This window comes from Pararhodospirillum photometricum DSM 122 (assembly GCF_000284415.1).
Lineage (GTDB): Bacteria > Pseudomonadota > Alphaproteobacteria > Rhodospirillales > Rhodospirillaceae > Pararhodospirillum > Pararhodospirillum photometricum.
Genome location: NC_017059.1, coordinates 937,591 through 954,390, shown reverse-complemented (window position 1 = coordinate 954,390; position 16,800 = coordinate 937,591). Strand labels below are relative to the sequence as shown.

Annotated in this window: 14 protein-coding genes; 8 read left to right on the top strand and 6 right to left on the bottom strand. The window is 66.6% G+C overall.

The features are described from left to right. Positions 1 to 129: 129 nt before the first annotated feature. Together aptA and RSPPHO_RS04205 are read left to right on the top strand one after the other, a co-directional pair. Complete coding sequence (aptA, locus tag RSPPHO_RS04210) at positions 130 to 1,467, top strand: omega-aminotransferase AptA (RefSeq protein WP_014414031.1); 1,338 nt, start codon at positions 130 to 132, stop codon at positions 1,465 to 1,467. Between the two features lie 73 nt (positions 1,468 to 1,540). Then, entirely contained in the window at positions 1,541 to 3,037 is a 1,497-nt protein-coding gene (locus tag RSPPHO_RS04205) for a CoA-acylating methylmalonate-semialdehyde dehydrogenase (RefSeq protein WP_014414030.1), read from the top strand. A gap of 51 nt (positions 3,038 to 3,088) precedes the next feature. Here RSPPHO_RS04205 and RSPPHO_RS17550 read toward each other — a convergent pair whose 3' ends face one another. Then, positions 3,089 to 3,565 carry a cyclic nucleotide-binding domain-containing protein gene (locus tag RSPPHO_RS17550; RefSeq protein WP_157879080.1) on the bottom strand — a complete coding sequence of 159 codons (477 nt, stop codon included), beginning with the start codon at positions 3,563 to 3,565 and terminating at the stop codon, positions 3,089 to 3,091. A gap of 163 nt (positions 3,566 to 3,728) precedes the next feature. Here RSPPHO_RS17550 and queA point away from each other — a divergent pair, with 163 nt between their 5' ends. Then, positions 3,729 to 4,778 (top strand): tRNA preQ1(34) S-adenosylmethionine ribosyltransferase-isomerase QueA, encoded by a 1,050-nt coding sequence (queA, locus tag RSPPHO_RS04195; protein ID WP_041794130.1) that lies wholly within the window; start codon positions 3,729 to 3,731, stop codon positions 4,776 to 4,778. A gap of 40 nt (positions 4,779 to 4,818) precedes the next feature. On the opposite strand, the gene RSPPHO_RS04190 is transcribed toward queA, so the two are convergent. Next, positions 4,819 to 7,173, bottom strand: coding sequence for a PAS domain-containing sensor histidine kinase (locus tag RSPPHO_RS04190; protein ID WP_081581641.1), 2,355 nt, complete (start codon positions 7,171 to 7,173; stop codon positions 4,819 to 4,821). A gap of 306 nt (positions 7,174 to 7,479) precedes the next feature. Here RSPPHO_RS04190 and RSPPHO_RS04185 point away from each other — a divergent pair, with 306 nt between their 5' ends. Beyond that, positions 7,480 to 8,376 carry a branched-chain amino acid aminotransferase gene (locus tag RSPPHO_RS04185; RefSeq protein WP_041794128.1) on the top strand — a complete coding sequence of 299 codons (897 nt, stop codon included), beginning with the start codon at positions 7,480 to 7,482 and terminating at the stop codon, positions 8,374 to 8,376. 109 nt (positions 8,377 to 8,485) lie between these two features. On the opposite strand, the gene RSPPHO_RS04180 is transcribed toward RSPPHO_RS04185, so the two are convergent. Then, a complete protein-coding gene (locus tag RSPPHO_RS04180) occupies positions 8,486 to 8,839 on the bottom strand; it encodes a phasin family protein (protein ID WP_041794126.1) in 354 nt (117 codons plus the stop codon). A gap of 272 nt (positions 8,840 to 9,111) precedes the next feature. Here RSPPHO_RS04180 and RSPPHO_RS04175 point away from each other — a divergent pair, with 272 nt between their 5' ends. Beyond that, on the top strand, positions 9,112 to 9,564 hold the full coding sequence (locus RSPPHO_RS04175; protein ID WP_041794123.1) for a hypothetical protein: 453 nt from the start codon (positions 9,112 to 9,114) through the stop codon (positions 9,562 to 9,564). Between the two features lie 109 nt (positions 9,565 to 9,673). Here the strand turns inward: RSPPHO_RS04175 and RSPPHO_RS04170 are convergent, their stop codons facing one another. From RSPPHO_RS04170 to RSPPHO_RS04160, 3 genes are all read right to left on the bottom strand, one after another. After that, positions 9,674 to 11,032: a cobyrinic acid a,c-diamide synthase CobB gene (locus RSPPHO_RS04170; protein WP_014414024.1), complete on the bottom strand. Its 1,359-nt coding sequence runs from the start codon at positions 11,030 to 11,032 to the stop codon at positions 9,674 to 9,676. Further along, a complete protein-coding gene (locus tag RSPPHO_RS04165; RefSeq protein ID WP_014414023.1) occupies positions 11,029 to 11,655 on the bottom strand; it encodes an SCO family protein in 627 nt (208 codons plus the stop codon). Before RSPPHO_RS04165 ends, RSPPHO_RS04170 begins: the two co-directional genes overlap by 4 nt. A 239-nt stretch (positions 11,656 to 11,894) precedes the next feature. After that, positions 11,895 to 12,755, bottom strand: coding sequence for a glucosaminidase domain-containing protein (locus tag RSPPHO_RS04160; protein ID WP_157879079.1), 861 nt, complete (start codon positions 12,753 to 12,755; stop codon positions 11,895 to 11,897). Positions 12,756 to 13,221: 466 nt separating this feature from the next. On the opposite strand from RSPPHO_RS04160, the gene cysD reads away from it, so the two are divergent. The 3 genes from cysD to RSPPHO_RS04145 all read left to right on the top strand — a co-directional run bounded on the left by cysD (position 13,222) and on the right by RSPPHO_RS04145 (position 16,771). Further along, on the top strand, positions 13,222 to 14,115 hold the full coding sequence (gene cysD / locus RSPPHO_RS04155; RefSeq protein ID WP_422610589.1) for a sulfate adenylyltransferase subunit CysD: 894 nt from the start codon (positions 13,222 to 13,224) through the stop codon (positions 14,113 to 14,115). Beyond that, positions 14,115 to 16,022 carry an adenylyl-sulfate kinase gene (cysC, locus tag RSPPHO_RS04150; RefSeq protein ID WP_014414019.1) on the top strand — a complete coding sequence of 636 codons (1,908 nt, stop codon included), beginning with the start codon at positions 14,115 to 14,117 and terminating at the stop codon, positions 16,020 to 16,022. Before cysD ends, cysC begins: the two co-directional genes overlap by 1 nt. A 68-nt stretch (positions 16,023 to 16,090) precedes the next feature. Next, positions 16,091 to 16,771, top strand: coding sequence for an HAD-IA family hydrolase (locus tag RSPPHO_RS04145; RefSeq protein WP_051013638.1), 681 nt, complete (start codon positions 16,091 to 16,093; stop codon positions 16,769 to 16,771). Positions 16,772 to 16,800 lie beyond the last annotated feature (29 nt).

The window sequence follows — 16,800 nt, the reverse complement described above, 5'->3', positions numbered from 1 at the left end:
CTGGGGAGGCTGGCCTCCCCAGACCCCTCGTTCCCACTGGCGTTTCGCGTTGAGGGAATCCCCAGGATCGGAGGGGTCTGGGGAGGCCAGCCTCCCCAGCCTTCCCTTTGCCCCTTCAAGGAGACTCGCATGTTTGACCCCGCCCAGGCCGCCGGCCTGACCCGCGAGGAGTTGGAAGCCCACTGGATGCCGTTCACGGCCAACCGGGAGTTCAAGGCCAACCCGCGCATGATCGTTGCCGCCGATGGCGCGCATTACATCGACGCCCGGGGCCGGCGGGTGTTCGACAGCCTTTCAGGCCTGTGGTGCTGTGGCGCCGGGCACAATCGCCGGGAAATCACCGAGGCGGTGAGCCGGCAGATTGGCACGCTGGACTACAGCCCGGCCTTCCAGTTCGGCCACCCCGATTCCTTCCGTCTGGCCAACAAGGTGGTGGCGCTGACCCCCCCCGGCCTCGACCACGTGTTTTTCACCAACTCGGGCTCCGAGTCGGTCGATACCGTGCTCAAGATGGTCCGCGCCTACTGGCGCCTGAAGGGCCAGCCGACCAAGACCAAGCTGATCGGCCGCGCCAAGGGCTATCACGGCGTCAACTATGGCGGCATCAGCGTCGGCGGCATCGGCGGTAATCGAAAGCTGTTCGGTACCGGCATCGACGCTGACCACCTGCCGCACACCTTGTTGCCGGAAAACGTCTTCACCCAGGGTCTGCCGCAGCGCGGGGTCGAACTGGCTGACGCCCTGGAGGAACTGGTCGCCCTGCACGATGCCTCGAACATCGCGGCGGTGATCGTCGAGCCGTTCTCGGGCTCGGCCGGCGTGGTGGTGCCGCCCCAAGGCTATTTGCAGCGCCTGCGCGCCCTGTGCGACAAGCACAACATCCTGCTGATTTTCGATGAGGTCATCACCGGCTTCGGCCGCACCGGGCAGGCCTTTGCCGCCCAGACCTTTGGCGTGACCCCCGACCTGATGACCATCGCCAAGGGCCTGACCAACGGCGCGGTGCCCATGGGCGCGGTGGTTGCCAAGACCGAGATCTACCAGACCTTTATGGACAATGGCGGGCCCGAGTATCTGGTCGAGTTCCCGCACGGCTACACCTACTCGGCTCACCCGGTGGCCTGCGCCGCCGGTTTGGCGGCGTTGGAGATCTTCGAGCGCGAGAAGCTGTTCGACAAGGCGGCGGCCTTGATTCCTTATTTCCAAAATGCCCTGCACGGCCTCCAAGGCGTGCGGCATGTGGCGGATATTCGCACCTGTGGGCTGGCCGGGGCGATTCAGGTTGCGGCTCTGCCGGGCGAGCCGGCCCGCCGGCCGTGGGACGTGGCCAAGAAGTGCTGGGACGCGGGCTATTACGTTCGTTACGGCGGCGACACCCTTCAGTTCGGGCTGCCCTTCATTAGCGAAAAGTCGGACATTGATGGATTGATGAACGCGGTTTCCGACGCGCTCGCGGCCACGGCCTAGGCGATGAAAGGGAAGGCTGGGGAGGCGGGGCCTCCCCAGACCCCTCCCCTCCTAAAAAATACTGGATATCCCGATGACTCTGATTGCTCACCTGATTAACGGTCACGCCGTGGCGCCGGGGCCGATGGAGCGTTTGCAAGACGTGGTCAATCCGGCCACCGCCCAGGTTGTGGGCCAGGTCGCCCTGGCTGGTGTGGCGACGGTGGAGGCGGCGATTGCCGCCGCCCAGGCCGCCTTTCCGGCGTGGCGCGACCTGCCGCCGGCCAAGCGCGCCCGGGTGATGGCCCGCTGGCGCGACCTGCTGGAGGCCAACGCCGATGCCCTGTGCGCGCTGATCACCCGCGAGCACGGCAAGGCCCTGGACGACGCCCGCGGCGAATTGCAGCGCGGGATTGAGAATGTCGAGTTCGCCACGGCCATTCCCACCCTGCTCAAGGGCGAGCACTGCCGCAACGTTGGGCCGGAGATCGACAGTTGGTCGGTGTTCCAGCCGCTGGGGGTAGTGGCGGGGATCACGCCGTTCAACTTCCCGGCCATGGTGCCCTTGTGGATGATTCCGGCGGCGGTGGCCTGCGGCAACACCTTTGTGCTCAAGCCCTCAGAGCGTGACCCGAGCGCTGCCCTGCGCCTTGCCGAGTTGGCCCACGAGGCCGGCCTGCCGCCCGGGGTGCTCAACGTGGTCAACGGCGGCAAGGAGGCGGTGGACGCCCTGCTGACCGATCCCCGGGTGCAGGCGGTGAGCTTTGTCGGCTCCACCCCCATCGCAGAATACGTCTATGCCACCGGCACCGCCCACGGCAAACGGGTGCAGGCGCTGGGCGGCGCCAAGAACCACGCCATCGTCATGCCGGATGCCGATCTGGACAACGCGGTCAATGCCCTGATGGGGGCGGCCTATGGCTCGGCCGGCGAGCGCTGCATGGCGATTTCCATCGTGGTGGCGGTCGGCGATGCCGTGGCCGACGCCCTGGTGGCGCGTCTCAAGGACAAGCTGGCTGGCCTGCGGGTGGCGCCGGGCGACGTGCCGGGCTGCGAGATGGGGCCCCTGGTCACCCGGGCGCATTACGAGAAGGTGCGCGGCTATGTCGATCAGGGCGTGACCGAGGGAGCGAGCTTGGTGGTCGATGGTCGGGGACTGCGGGTGCCCGGGCACGAGGACGGCTTCTTCCTGGGCGGTTGCTTGTTCGATCACGTCACGCCGGCCATGAGCATCTACAAGGACGAGATTTTTGGTCCCGTTCTCGGTGTCGTCCGGGTGGCCAGCGTGCAAGAGGGCATCGACCTGATCAATGCTCACGAGTTCGGCAACGGCACCTGCCTATTCACCCGCGATGGCGAGGCGGCGCGGTATTTCGCCGAGACCATTCAGGTGGGCATGGTCGGCATCAACGTGCCGTTGCCGGTGCCGGTGTCGTACCACAGCTTTGGCGGTTGGAAGCGTTCGCTGTTTGGCGATCTTGCGGCCTATGGCCCGGATGCGGTGCGGTTCTACACCCGGCGCAAGACCATTACCCAGCGCTGGCCATCAAGCCAAGTGCGCGAGGGGGCGCAGTTCGCGTTTCCGTCCTGAGCGACCCACAAAGGCAAGGCTGGGGAGGCGGGCCTCCCCAGACCCCTCGGGTCAGGAAGGGGCGTGGTTGGTTTCGCAGGCCAGGACTTCGAGGCGGGCGGCGCGTAAGCGGGCGGCCATGACGGGCAAGATGCGGTCCATCAAGGCGTGGGCCAACTGGTGGTCGTGGCGCATGCGTTCACGCAACGTGACGGCATCAATGACCAGGGCGCGCACGGGGGTGCGGGTGCGGGCCTCGAAGGTCCAATGATAGGGCGGGATCAGCCAGGACCAGCCCAGGGCATCGCCCTCGCGCACCACCTCAATGACCCTCAGCTTGTCGCTGCCCTGGGCAACCCCCAAGGTGATGGTGCCATCCAAGACGAGAAAGAAGCGCTCGGCGAGGCGGCCCTCGCTCAACAGGGTTTCGCCGGCAGCAAACTGTCCCTCGTGGGCCAGATCGGCCAAGCGATCGATCAAGGTCGGCTCAAGTCCCCGCAAGAACGGGTGGTGGTCCAGGGTTTCGCGAAGATCGGTATCGTCGGCCATGGTTTCCCCCTTGTCCAATCGTCCGACGTTCCGGCGCCCAGCCAGGCGCCAACGGAATTCTCTTTCACCGCCGGGCGCGGTGTTGGTAAAGCACACCAAGTGGCGCGTGACCAGAAAAACCCGATTGGGGCGTCCCGATTCCTTTGGTGCGAAAGCTCCCGGCATGAGAGTGGATTTATTTGATTTCGATCTCCCGCGCGAGCGGATCGCCGTGCGTCCGGCCGAGCCGCGCGAGGCGGCCCGCTTGTTGCGGGTGGGGCCCGGTGCGGCGCTGCAAGACCTGAGCGTGCGTGATTTCCCCGCGTTGTTGGCGCCGGGCGACCTCTTGGTGCTCAACGACACCCGGGTGATTCCGGCGCGGCTCAAGGGCCGGGTCGGGGCCGGGGGCGTCGAGGTGACCTTGCACTTTCAAGAAGCCCTGGACTGCTGGCGCTGCTTTGCCAAGCCGGCACGCAAGCTGACGCCGGGGCGGGAGATTCTCTTCGCCGAGGACTTTCGCGCCGTGGTCGAGTCCCGGGGCGAGGGCGGCGAGGCGGTGTTGCGGTTTAACGTGGCCGGTGCGGCCTTGATGGCGGCGCTGGAGGCCCATGGCCGCCTGCCCCTGCCCCCCTACATGGGCCGCGAGGACGACGCGCGCGATCGGACCGATTATCAGACCGTCTATGCCCGGGTGGATGGCGCGGTCGCCGCCCCCACGGCCGGCTTGCACCTGACCCCGGCCCTGCTCGATGCCCTGGCGGCGCGCGGCATCGGCCGGGTGGCGGTGACCTTGCACGTGGGGGCCGGGACCTTTTTGCCGGTTACTGCCGACGACACCAACGACCACCGCATGCACGCCGAGCGCGGTGTCCTGACCCCCGAGGTGGCGGCGACCATCAATGCCACCCGTGCGGCCGGCGGGAAGATCGTGGCGGTCGGCACCACCGCCTTGCGTCTGCTGGAAAGCGCCGCCGACGATAGCGGCATCGTCCATCCGTTCGACGAGGCCACCCGCTTGTTTTTGGTGCCGGGTGCCCGCTTCAAGGTGGTGGATCGTTTATTGACCAACTTCCACCTGCCGCGCTCGACCCTGTTCATGCTGGTGTCGGCCTTTGCCGGGCTGGAGACCATGCACGCGGCCTATGCCCATGCCATCGCCGCCGGCTATCGGTTTTATTCGTATGGGGATACCAGCTTGCTCAGTCGGGCGGTCGCGGGCTCGGCGGCAGACTGAACAAGGCTGGGGAGCAGGCCCCTCCTTTCCCTGGGGGGCGTTAGCCGCCGACGGGGAGGCGCACGGTGGCGGTGGTTCCGTTTTGGGGGTCGCCCTCGATCGCCAGGGAGCCGCCGTGCAGTTCGGCGAAGCGGTGCACCAAAGCGAGCCCCAGGCCTTCGCCGGGCACCGTGCTGCCAAGGCCCTCGACCGCGCCCCCGGTGTCGGCCACGGTAAAAACCATCCAATCCCGGGCGTTGGCGCTGTCACGCCGCGCCGCCAGCACCACCGCGCCGCCGGGCCCCGTGCTGGTGAGGGCTGTGGACATCAGGTGATAGAGGATCTGTTTGACCCGGGTCGCATCCCCCACCATCCAGCCGATGTCGGCGGGACAATCCTCGCTCAAGGTGACGCCTCGCCGACGCGCCGCCTCGCGGCCCAGGGCCAGCACCGCCGAGAGCAAGGCCGGGACATCGAAGGCATCAAGATCCAAGGACAGGTTCCCCGCCTCGATGCTGACCAGACCGCTGATCTCCTCGACAAGGCGCGAGAGCTGGCCAATGCCCTCGACGATCCGTCCCACCGTTTCACGCGCGCTCTCGCCCACGCCGTCGTGGGTCGGATCGGCCAGCGCACCGGCCAGCCCGGACAGCACCCCGAGCGGCGAGCGCAGTTCATAGGAAATGTTCTCGATAAAAGCGCTCTTCATGCGGTCGGCGGCGCGCAGGGCCTCGGTGCGTTCGCGCAGGGCTTGCTCGACCCGCACTCGGTCGGTGACATCCAAGATGGACAGGAGCAGGCCGCCATCGGGCAGAGGGACGGTGGCATAGTCAAGGTGGCGGCCATCCATCCGCACGAGTTGGCCGGTGCGTGGCCCCCGGCCCTCGCTGCGTGCCGCCAGTCGGCGCCGGAAGGTCTCCCACTGGGGGCCCGGCCGCATGGAGGGGTCAAGCCGGGTCACGAGGTCGGCGGCCAGCGGCTCGCCCAAGGAGTCTTGCAAGTCGAGGAGGTTGACAAAGGTCGGGTTGAACAGCCGCAACCGGCCATTGGCCCCGAACACGGCAACAGCCTCGTGCAGATGATCGAGGGTTTCGCGCAACACCGCGGTCAACTGGTTGTAAGAGCGCTCCAGGGCCAAAGAGTCGGTCACGTCCTCGAAGGTGGCGATCAGGCCGCCCAGGGGGTGGGGCGCCACCACCCGGCGCAAGGTGGCGCCATCGGGCAGGTGCAAAATATCTTCGCGCGGGCGCAAGAGCTTGGTGAAAAAGCCCAGTTCCCCGGCCTTGAAGGCGGGAAAGTCGGCCACCTCGGGCAGGCGCCGGTTCTCGCGCAGGCGCTCCAGAAAGTCGCCATAGCCGGGGCCGGCGGCCAGCCACGCCGCCTCCAGCCCCCACAGTTGGGCAAAGGCCGCGTTGTGGAAGCGCAGGCGGGTGTCGATCCCGAACAGGGCAATGGCCGAGCCCAAACGCTCCAAGACCTCGGCGTGGGCCTCGATCTCGCGTTCCAGGCGGCTTTCCACCTCCTCGATGGGGGTGATGTCCTGGGCCAGCCCCACGGTAAAGCCAGCCAGCGGTCCTTGGGTCACCGGTGTCTCGGTGATGTCGAGCAGCCGACGCTCGCCCTCCAAAATGGCGTGAAACCGCGCCCGGCAGGCTTCCCCCGCCGCCCGGCTGCGCGCGGCCAGGGCCCGCATTTCTTGGCCCGCTCCCCCCGTTGCCAGTTCGCGGCGCTGGGCGGGGACCTCGTCGTCTTCGGGCTGATCGAGGGCCCGGGCAAAAGCCCAGTTGCAGTCTTGGATGGTCAGGCTGTCGTCCCGGGTCCACACCGGGGTGGGCAAGGTGTCGAGAACGGCGCGCAGGCGATCGCGTTCGGCTTGCAACGACGCCACGCGCTGTTCCAACTCGCCACTCACCCGGGCTTCATCCGTGACATCACGCATCCACACCACGTCGGCCACGGTTCGGCCATCCTGGCCGGTGGCGGCGACGCCGACGGTGCGCAACCATCGGCCGCTGGTCTCGCGCTCCAGGTCCAGCACGAAGCCCACGCCGGTGTCGCGCAGGCCGGCGATGGCGCGGCGCAAGGCCTCGGCATGGGGGGCCGTGAAGCCCGACAGCACATCCTCGAACGTGGAGGTCTCGCCCCCCGCCAAGCGCAGCAAGACGGCCAAACGGCGCGAACAGACAAAATCGTCCCCGACGGTCCACATCATGTAGCCGTCGGCACTGGTGACGAGGGTTTCGCGCAGGATTTCCACCTGACCCTCGACCCCCTGGCGCTCTTCTTGGACGGCAAGCCACGCCTGGCGCCAGTGCCACGCCAGCCCTCCGACCCCCACCACGACAAGGGCCAAGCCGATCAAAGGCGCCAACGCGGCCCAAACGGCAAGGTCGAGAACAAAATCATAGGGATACATGGATAGGCGGTCCCCGTCGCAAGCCAGAGGAAAGGCCCTGAACGCCAAAGGCACCCAACCCGGGCCCCAGCGCCTCAGACCGTTGTCATGACGCTCGATGGCTTGGAAGAGCGGTCCCCCTCCTCGAGTCTCGGGTCAAGGGTTGCCCGGTCCGACGTAAAACGCAAGGCCGCTCTCGTCAAAACCAAGCCGTGCCCTCCCCGAGCCCCATGGCCCGGTGGACAAAAAGCGAGCAGCCCGGCTACTCTCAAGGCAGAACGGAGCGCGGCGCGACGCGCCCTCGGGACGCGCAAGGAGGATCACCCCATGGCAGGTCATGGCACCGCACACGGGCGGCAACGGACCCTGGTATGCGTGGACGGCGACTGGCAGGAAGGCAACCCAGCTCTGCTTGGCCCCACCACTCACGGCGTATGGATGGCCTCTACCGTCTTTGATGGCGCCCGCTATTTCGACGGGATGGCTCCCGACCTTTTGCCCCATTGCGAGCGCCTGACCCAGTCGGCTCGGCTCATGGGGTTGGAGCCCTGCCTGACCGGCGCCGAGATCGCTGAACTGGCCTGGGAGGGCATCCGCCGCTTTCAGAGCCGTTTTGAGGCCGACGCCGATCTCTATATCTGCCCCATGGTGTATGGCGAGACCGGCTTTATCTTGCCCGACGCCGAGAGTGCCCGACTCGTGCTCTCAATCTGGGAGGCTCCCCTGCCCGCCCCAGACGGCTTCTCGGCGTGCCTGACCCCCTTCCGGCGTCCTGCCCGCGACCAAGCCCCCACCGGCGCCAAGGCCAGTTGCTTGTATCCCAACGTGGGGCGGGGCTTGCGCTGGGCGCGCGAGCGGGGGTTCGATACCGGGGTCGTGCTCGATCCCGCCGGGAACGTTGCCGAATTCAGCTACACGAATCTGTTCTTTGCTCGGGGCTCCCAGGTGATCAGCCCGGTGCCCAACGGCACGTTCCTAAACGGCCTGACCCGCCAGCGGGTCATCCGCCTGCTGCGTGACGCGGGGGTGGATGTGGTCGAGCGCGCCGTGGAGTTTGCCGAACTGCGCGATGCCGACGAAATTTTTGCCACCGGCAACTATTTCAAGGTCGGCCCCTGCCGCCGCCTGGAGGATCGCGACTTGCCCCAGGGCCCCTGGTATCGCAAAGCGCGTGACCTCTACTGGGCGTTTGCCCGCGACACCGCTCTGACACCGGCGAGCTGAACCAGCCGGGAGCGCCTGGACCCCATGGTGTCCGATAACCAGAGGGGTCCAGACAGCTTCGTCCCCCGGGGGCCTTGAGGGGGGGAGGTTCCGTAACCGTCGTAAGGTCTCACGCGGCCTTGACGGCAAACAGGGTCATCGCTTCCTTGGCGCGGGCGTTCACCGGCTCTAGCGCGGCCTTCAGGGCCTCGGAGGTCAGCTCGGTGACCTTACGCGACTGAGCAACAAGGGCCTCGACCGTCTCGCGGGCCACCTTGGTCTGCACGCTGGCCACATCCACCGGAGACTTGGCGGCGGCGATTTCCTTGCCGGCCTCAACGGCGGTCTCCAGGGCCTTGCCGGCAAAGCCGACGTTCTCGCGGTACAGGTCTTCCAGACCCTTGGTCAGGGTAGTGTTAAAGGCAACGGCAGCGTTAAGATTGTCCTTGCTGAACTTCAGCAGATCTTCATAGGTCTTCAACATCACGTGTTCCTTTTCATCTAGAAGCGCGGCGGGGACCGCCTAGTTTGGCGTGACGCCGCTCTTGTGCGGCGCAACATAACGCTAAAATGTGCATTGCCAGGGCGCCTGTCAAGAATATTGTGCGTCGCACAAATATACCCTCCCCGACACTCTCGTAGCGGCGCCGCACACGCATGTCGAGTTATTTGCTGCTTGACCAACTAAGGTTTTAATTTACGCTTCCTCGGTATCCAAGAGCATCCCTTGCTGGCATCGGCGCGCGGAGAAGCACCATGATCCTAGACCAACAGCTTCAGTCTYCCCCCTTTCTTGTCATCGCTCTCGCCTTTTGTGTTTTTTTTGTTGCGCCGTTTGTGATCATTAAACATCGACAAGCATCGCCGCCCATCATCCGCCAGCAAAATACCAGCTCATACAAGATAAATGCGCTAAACCTCTGGGAATCTGGAAATCAAACAGCGTTTAATGTCGTGACGCTTAGTCTATTAATTCAGTCACTGTTCTGGGTAGTGCTGGCAATAATGGTGGTGGTTGAAGCGTTTTTACTTGAAGGTGCGCTGCCAGCAGCCATCGCTCTGATCTCGCCGCTGTCGCCTCAGGAACTGAATGGGCTACGGATCCTTGGGAGCGGGCTTGCGGCTTTCCTTGAGATCCTGGCCTTGGTGTTTTTGGGGCGCGGCTTGGCGTGGCTGATCTGGTACCACGGCAAACGACCGTCCATCTGAGGGGGAAGCCCCCAGAAAGCGCATCGGTGCGGCAGGACAGGGCGGGGCGTTCCCCCCTCGCTTCCTGCCGACACCGGTGCCGCTCCTGGCCGCCGGCCGCAAGACGACCTCACGCCCGCAAGACCTCGAACGGTCCGGCGACCACATGGAGAAAACTCCCGGCCACCCGCCCGGCAAAGTGTCCCGCCGCCCCCAGGTCGGTTCCGGCCGCATCGCTCAGGCGCACCAAGCGGCCGACCGAGGCCTCGGCGGTCACGCTGGCATAATGGAACTCGTGCCCGCGAAAGATCTGCCCGGGCCGCCCCGGTCCAGCGTCGGTCAGCCAGCGTCCGACCCGATAGCCCAAGCACCGCTTGCGCACCTTAAAACTGGTCTCGACCGGCAACAGACCCGCCATGGCGTGGGCCTTGCCCTCGGCGTCGGTCAGGGTGCGGCCCAGCACCATATAGCCCCCGCACTCGCCATAAACCCGGGCCCCCCGCGCGGCGGCGCGGCGCAGGCCGCTGAGGAAGGTGGCGGCGGCGGCGAGCCGCCCGGCGTGTAGTTCCGGGTAGCCCCCCGGCAGATAGACCGCATCGGCGCTGTCCGGGGGGGCCTCGTCGGCCAGGGGTGAGAAAAACACCACCTCCGCCCCGGCGGCGCGCCACCCCTCCAGCAAGGCCGGGTAACAAAAGGCAAAGGCATCGTCGCGCGCCACGGCCACGGTTTGTCCCAGCGGCGGCCACATCAGGCGGGCCGCATCGCTTTCGCCATCGCGCAAGGGGCGGGCCAGGGCGGCCAGTCCTTCGAGATCGAGATGGCGTTCCACAAGGTCGGCGGCCTGCTCCAGATAGGCGTCCAAAGCGGGATGCTCGCCGGCCTGAACCAGCCCCAAATGGCGCTCCGGCACCGTAAGCGCCGGCGCGTGGGGCAGCCCGCCGAGGACACGCCCCTCGGGGACCGCTGCGACAACCGCCTGGGTCAGCGCCTCCAGGTGACGCGCCGAGCCCACCCGGTTGAAGATCACCCCCGCCAGCGAAACGTCGGGCCGATGCCGGGCAAAACCGGCAACCAGGGCGCCGGCGCTGGCGCTCATCCCCTTGGCCGGCACCACCAAGACCACGGGCCAGCCGGTAAGCGCGGCCAGCGCGGCCGACGAGCCATCGGCCAGGGGATCACCGACCCCCAGCGCCCCGTCGAACAGCCCCATGACCCCCTCGGCGATCACGAGGCCAAGGTCGGGGCGGCTGCCGGCTAGGGCGCGGACCAGCGGCCCCGGCATGGCCCAGGTATCCAGGGTCAGGCAGGGACGCCGGCTGGCGGCGGCATGAAAGGCGGGGTCGATGTAATCCGGCCCGGCCTTGGCGCCGGCCACGGCCACGCCACGCCGGGCGAGGGCCCGCAAGAGGCCCAAGGTCACGGTGGTTTTGCCCGACCCCGAGGCCGGGGCGGCGATTATGAGTCCGGGAGTGCGGGAGATCGGCGTCACGATGCGGGCAATCCCATCACCTTGCGCAGGACGGCTGCCATGGTCTCGGGCCGTGTGGCGTGCTCGAAGTGCGCAAGAAACCGGCCGTCGGGCCCCATCAGGTAGGTGTAGGCCGAGTGATCGATGGTATAAACCCCGCCGTTTTGCGCTTCTACCCGCTGATACTGGGCCCGATAGGCTCGGGTTACTGCCGCCACCTGCTCTGGGGTGCCGGTAAGGCCGATCAGGGCCGGGTGAAAGGCCTTGGCATACTGGCTCACGCTTTCAGGGGTGTCGCGCTCGGGATCAACCGAGATGAACAGCGGTGCCACCCGGCCCCGGGCTTCAGGGGGCAGCAGGTCCAAGGTACGCCCCAGAATGGCGAGATCAGTCGGGCACACGTCCGGGCAGAAGGTGTACCCGAAGAAGACCAGCAAGAAGCGTCCGGCATAGGTTTTTTCGGTCACGGTGGTCCCGCTCCCGTCCACCAGGGTAAAGGGCCCGCCAATGCCGGTCTGGGGCCCCAGGTCGAACCCGGGCAACAAAAAGGCGCGTCCCGCGAACGCGACGCCAAACAAAACAAGGAGGGCGAAAACGGCGCCGCCCAGGCGCCGGGCCAGCCCGGCCAATCGGCCTTGAGACATGCAAGATACTCCCCGCGAGGACCTGTCTGCTTCGCCTGAAAGCCTAAGGCTCTGGAGCGTGTTGGTCGAGTCTGCCGTCGCGCGGGAGCCCGGGGGGCGAAGGGAAGTCTGGGGAGGCGAGCCTCCCCAGACCCCTCGTTCCCTGAGGGCGTGGGCGGGTTACCAGGCCTGGGCCCAGCGCCGTGGCGTGACCCGACCGAGGCGGGCCCCATCGAGGCTGGCCATGGTGTTGTCGCGCATCAAGGCGCGCAGGTCGGCGACATAGGCCATGCCGCGGGTGGAGTAGCCCCGAAGGGTGGCGGCGAGGCGATCGCCGTCGAGGGTTTTTTCGCCCTCGGCTCGGGCCTGGGACCGCGCGAGGCGGAACCCCTCGTACTGCGGATGGGTGTTGAGGTTGTGGACGTAGGCGTGGACCGCGTCCAGCAAGGTGTCAAAGCGCCCGCCCCCGACGTGTCCGAAGAGGTTTTGGGTTTCCAGCACAAGGCGGGCGCCCCCCAGCCGGTTTCGAGGGCGGACTGCCCCAGGGCAAGAGAGGGGGGAACCGCATCAACCCGGATCAGGAGGGCCTCGGGGCTGGGGCTCGCGATCTCGTAGCGGTCGGCAAGGCGGGCCAGCCAGTCCTGGTCCAAGCGGGTGAGGGGCTGTCCCTGGGCGAGGCTGGCCTGAAGATCCAACAGGCGGGCCCGCTCCTCGGTGATGTCGGCGTTAACGGCCAGGATCAGGGGCAGCAGCACTTTTTGAAAGGTGGTCTTGCGGGTCTCTCCCCACCCCAGGGTGTTGAGGTCGGTGGGAACCCGGGCGAGGAACACCGGCGGCACTTCAACGAAACCATCGCGCACCGCGTCCAGACTATAGTCCAGGGCCTGGAGGGCTTCCTCGACGATGGCGGGATGATCCTCGGGGGCGATGCTCTCGCCTTGGATCAAGGGGGTCAGGGAGGCTTCCGGCGAGAGAGCCCGGAAGGTCTCGCCATTGGCGGCCCGGGCGGTCCCCAGTCCGGGGAGGGTCAGGGCAAGGGCTATAACGAAAGGCATAAGGCGGCGAGGAAGAGAGGCTCCTCTAGGCACTACGAAGAATCCAGCAACGCGAAGATCGCGCATGGCCGTATTCCTTCCAACAGGCGACCGCTCAGACAAAAACAGGGGGTCGTGAGAGGAGAGCTGACGGTCTGCGTGAATGGGGGGCAAGGATATCGCGTTGCTTATCCTTGCCTGGACGACGGGTGGGGTCCAACGAGCCGAAGATACGACTTTACGGACTTGGGGACCATTTGCCGGAAAGCGTCCTGTTCCGGCCCGGATTTATCCCGAGATTTATTTTCGATAAAAGACGATACGTTTCTCGGGATACCGCGTCAACCCTGACGCATGGCCAGGGCAGGGCATTGGGAAAAAAAGCGTAAAAAAGTAAAGAGAAGACAGGGGGGGCGGGGCCTCCTCAGACCCCGCCTTTCCTGGGGCATCAAAAGGGTGGGGCATGGACAAAATAGGCGCTAAGGCGCACAACAAGCGCTCCTCCAAGACAGCCAAGGCAGCCTGTTTCATGTCGGCGTCCCCCCCGGCCCCCCTGCCCTCCCTGCGCCAGCTTGAAGCCGAGAGCATCCACATCTTGCGCGAGGTGGTCGCTCAGTGTCGCGCACCGGTGTTGCTCTACTCCATCGGCAAGGACAGCTCGGTTCTGCTCCATCTGGCGCGCAAGGCGTTTTATCCGGGGCGTCTGCCGTTCCCGGTCTTGCATGTGGACACAACCTGGAAGTTTCGCGAGATGATCGCCTTTCGCGACGACCAGGCCCGGGCGCTCGATCTCGACTTGATCGTGCACATCAATGAAGACGGCGTGCGTCAGGGGATCGGGCCGGTCAGCCACGGCGGGGCGGTCCATACCGCCGTCATGAAAACCGAGGCGCTGAAGCAGGCCCTGGAGCGCCACGGCTTTGATGCCGCGTTGGGTGGCGCGCGGCGCGACGAGGAAAAGAGCCGGGCCAAGGAGCGGGTCTTTTCCTTTCGGACCCGCACCCACGCCTGGGAGCCGCGCGCCCAGCGCCCCGAGCTGTGGCGGCTGTACAATGGCCACGTCGCCCCGGGTGAGAGTCTGCGGGTATTCCCCTTGTCCAACTGGACCGAACTTGATGTCTGGTTGTACATTTATCAGGAAAACATTCCGGTGGTTCCTCTCTACTTCGCCCGGCCGCGGCCGGTGGTGAAGCGGGATGGGGCCTGGATCCTGGTTGATGACGAGCGCTTGCCGCTTCAGCCCGGCGAGATCCCGCAACAGCGCTGGGTTCGCTTTCGCACCCTGGGCTGCTACCCCCTGACCGGTGCCATTGAGAGCCACGCCGAGACCCTGGAAGCCGTGATCGAGGAAATGCTGGCCACCCGCACCAGCGAGCGCCAGGGCCGCTTGATCGACGGCGAGGGCGGCGCCTCAATGGAAGCCAAGAAAAAGGAGGGCTACTTCTGATGCGCGCCGGCTCTCCCCCCTCCCCCTCTTCCCCCTCCCTTGCCGCGCGCCTGGCTCAACGGGAGCAACGGCCCTTGCTGCGGGTGCTGACCTGCGGCTCGGTCGATGACGGCAAATCGACCCTGATCGGCCGCCTGCTCCACGACGCCCAAGCCCTCTATGATGACCAACTGGCAGCCCTGCGCACGGACTCGGCCCGCCACGGCACCACCGGCCCCGACCACTTGGATTTCGCCTTGCTGGTGGACGGCCTCGCCGCCGAGCGCGAGCAGGGCATTACCATCGACGTCGCCTACCGCTATTTTTCCACGCCTCGGCGCCGTTTCATCCTGGCCGACACCCCGGGCCACCCGCAATACACCCGCAACATGGCCACGGCCGCCTCAACGGCCGACGTGGCGGTGTTGCTGGTGGACGCCCGCCTGGGCCTGCTGGCGCAAACCCATCGCCACGCCGTGCTGCTGTCGCTGATGGGCCTGCGCCACGCGGTGGTGGCGGTCAATAAGATGGATCTGGTGGGCTGGGACGAGGCGGTGTTCCGGCGCATTGCCGACGACGCCCGGGCTTTTGCCGCCCGCCTGGATCTGCCCGATCTCACCTGTTTGCCGCTGTCGGCCCTGACGGGGGCCAATGTGACCCGGCCGGCCGACGAAGCCCCCTGGCATGCCGGCCCCTCCTTGCTGGACCACCTGGAAACCCTGGCGCCGCTCACCGACCCGGTGCTGGGGCCGTTTCGCTTTCCCGTGCAAGGGGTCAGCCGACCCGATGCCGGGTTTCGCGGACAGACCGGCTTGATTGTTGGCGGCATGGTCTCGGTCGGGGACCCCCTGGCGGTGTGGCCCTCGGGACAAACCTCGCGACTGGCCCGCATCGTCACCGCCGACGGCGACTTGGAAAGCGCCCGCGCCGGGCAGTCGGTGACCTTGGTGTTGCAGGACCCGGTCGATGTGGCACGCGGCGATGTCCTGACCCTGGCCCGGGCACCGTGCCCGGTTAGCGATCAGGTGTCGGCCCATGTGGTGTGGATGGACCCGGCCCCGCTGTTGCCCGGCCGCCCCTACTTGGCGCGGATTGGCACCGCCGAGACCGGAGCCAAGGTGACGGCGCTCAAACACCGCCTGGACGTCTCAACCCTCACCCCATTGGCGGCCCGGACCTTGGACATGAACGAGGTCGGGGTGTGTACCTTGTCCTTTGACCGGGCAGTGGCCTTCGATCCCTACCGGGAAAACCGGGACATGGGCGGTTTCATCCTGATTGACCGCCTGAGCAATGCCACCGTGGGGTGTGGCATGATCGACTTCCCGCTGCGCCGCGCCGCCAATATCCACTGGCAGCCAACCCGCATTGATCGTACCGCCCGCGCCGCCGCCAAGGGACAGAAGCCGGCCGTACTGTGGTTCACCGGGCTGTCGGGCTCGGGCAAATCCACCTTGGCCGATCGGGTCGAACAGCGCTTGCATGGGCTGGGGCACCACACCATGTTGTTGGACGGTGACAATGTGCGCCATGGATTAAACCGGGATCTTGGCTTCACCGACGCCGATCGCGTGGAAAACATCCGTCGCGTGGCCGAGGTGGCCCGGCTGATGACCGAGGCCGGGCTGATCACCCTGGTGAGCTTCATTTCGCCTTTCCGAGCCGAGCGGCAGATGGCGCGGGATCTGATGGACGAGGGCCTGTTCGTGGAGATTTTTGTCGATGCCCCGCTGGCGGTCTGCGAGGCGCGCGATCCCAAGGGGCTCTATGCCAAGGCCCGCGCCGGGCTGATTCCCAACTTTACCGGCCTGGGCAGTCCTTACGAGCCGCCCGAGGCGCCGGACTTGCGGGTCGCGACGGATCAGCAGGATCCTGACGTGTTAGCCGACGAGGTGATTGCGTTGTTGCGGGCGCGGGCGATGATTTGAGGACGGGCAAGGAAGGGAGTTCCCTCCTTTCCCTCCTCCCTGGGCGCCCCCCAAACGAAAGGACCCCCATGCGAGCGTTGTTGTTTGATTGCGATGGCGTGTTGGCCGACACCGAACGCGACGGCCATCGGGTGGCCTTTAACCATGCCTTTACCGATGCCGGCCTGACCGATCATTGGTCGGTGGACCACTACGGCAGCTTGCTCGACACCGGAGGCGGGCGTCATCGCCTGCGCCGCCACTTCGGCCCCGAACTCCCCGAACCGGTGATTGCCGATCTGCACCAGCGCAAAACCGACCACTTCATCGCCCTGGTGGCGAGAGGGGCGGTTCCCTTGCGGCCCGGCGTCGAGCGGCTGGTGGACGAGGCTCTGGCGGCTGGCTTGGACATTGGGGTGTGCTCAACGTCGGAGGAACGCTCGGTGCGGGCCGTGGTCGCTGGCCTGGGACCGGCCCGGGCCCAGCGGATCCACATTTTTGCCGGCGATCAGGTGGCACGGCGCAAGCCCGACCCCGCCATCTATCGCCTCGCCCTCTCCAGTTTGGGCCTGGACCCTGACCAAGCCCTGGCCATTGAGGACAGCGCGATTGGCCTGGCCGCTGCAAGGGCGGCTGGCTTGCAGTGCTTGGTCACCCGCGCCACCTACAGCCGGCATGAGCGTTTTCCCGGAGCGGCCCGGGTGGTGGACAGCCTGGAGGATATCCGCCTCGCCGACTGCCGGGCCCTGCTCACCGATCAACGGCGCTAGAAAACCACGGGGAGACGCGCCGTCCTGTC

Excerpts from the sequence above, each read along its gene's own strand:
- aptA (WP_014414031.1), top strand. The coding sequence starts at position 130 with ATGTTTGACCCCGCCCAGGCCGCCGGCCTGACCCGCGAGGAGTTGGAA.
- RSPPHO_RS04205 (WP_014414030.1), top strand. The coding sequence starts at position 1,541 with ATGACTCTGATTGCTCACCTGATTAACGGTCACGCCGTGGCGCCGGGG.
- RSPPHO_RS17550 (WP_157879080.1), bottom strand. The coding sequence starts at position 3,565 with ATGGCCGACGATACCGATCTTCGCGAAACCCTGGACCACCACCCGTTC.
- queA (WP_041794130.1), top strand. The coding sequence starts at position 3,729 with ATGAGAGTGGATTTATTTGATTTCGATCTCCCGCGCGAGCGGATCGCC.
- RSPPHO_RS04190 (WP_081581641.1), bottom strand. The coding sequence starts at position 7,173 with ATGTATCCCTATGATTTTGTTCTCGACCTTGCCGTTTGGGCCGCGTTG.
- RSPPHO_RS04185 (WP_041794128.1), top strand. The coding sequence starts at position 7,480 with ATGGCAGGTCATGGCACCGCACACGGGCGGCAACGGACCCTGGTATGC.
- RSPPHO_RS04180 (WP_041794126.1), bottom strand. The coding sequence starts at position 8,839 with ATGTTGAAGACCTATGAAGATCTGCTGAAGTTCAGCAAGGACAATCTT.
- RSPPHO_RS04165 (WP_014414023.1), bottom strand. The coding sequence starts at position 11,655 with ATGTCTCAAGGCCGATTGGCCGGGCTGGCCCGGCGCCTGGGCGGCGCC.
- RSPPHO_RS04160 (WP_157879079.1), bottom strand. The coding sequence starts at position 12,755 with ATGCGCGATCTTCGCGTTGCTGGATTCTTCGTAGTGCCTAGAGGAGCC.
- cysC (WP_014414019.1), top strand. The coding sequence starts at position 14,115 with ATGCGCGCCGGCTCTCCCCCCTCCCCCTCTTCCCCCTCCCTTGCCGCG.
- RSPPHO_RS04145 (WP_051013638.1), top strand. The coding sequence starts at position 16,091 with ATGCGAGCGTTGTTGTTTGATTGCGATGGCGTGTTGGCCGACACCGAA.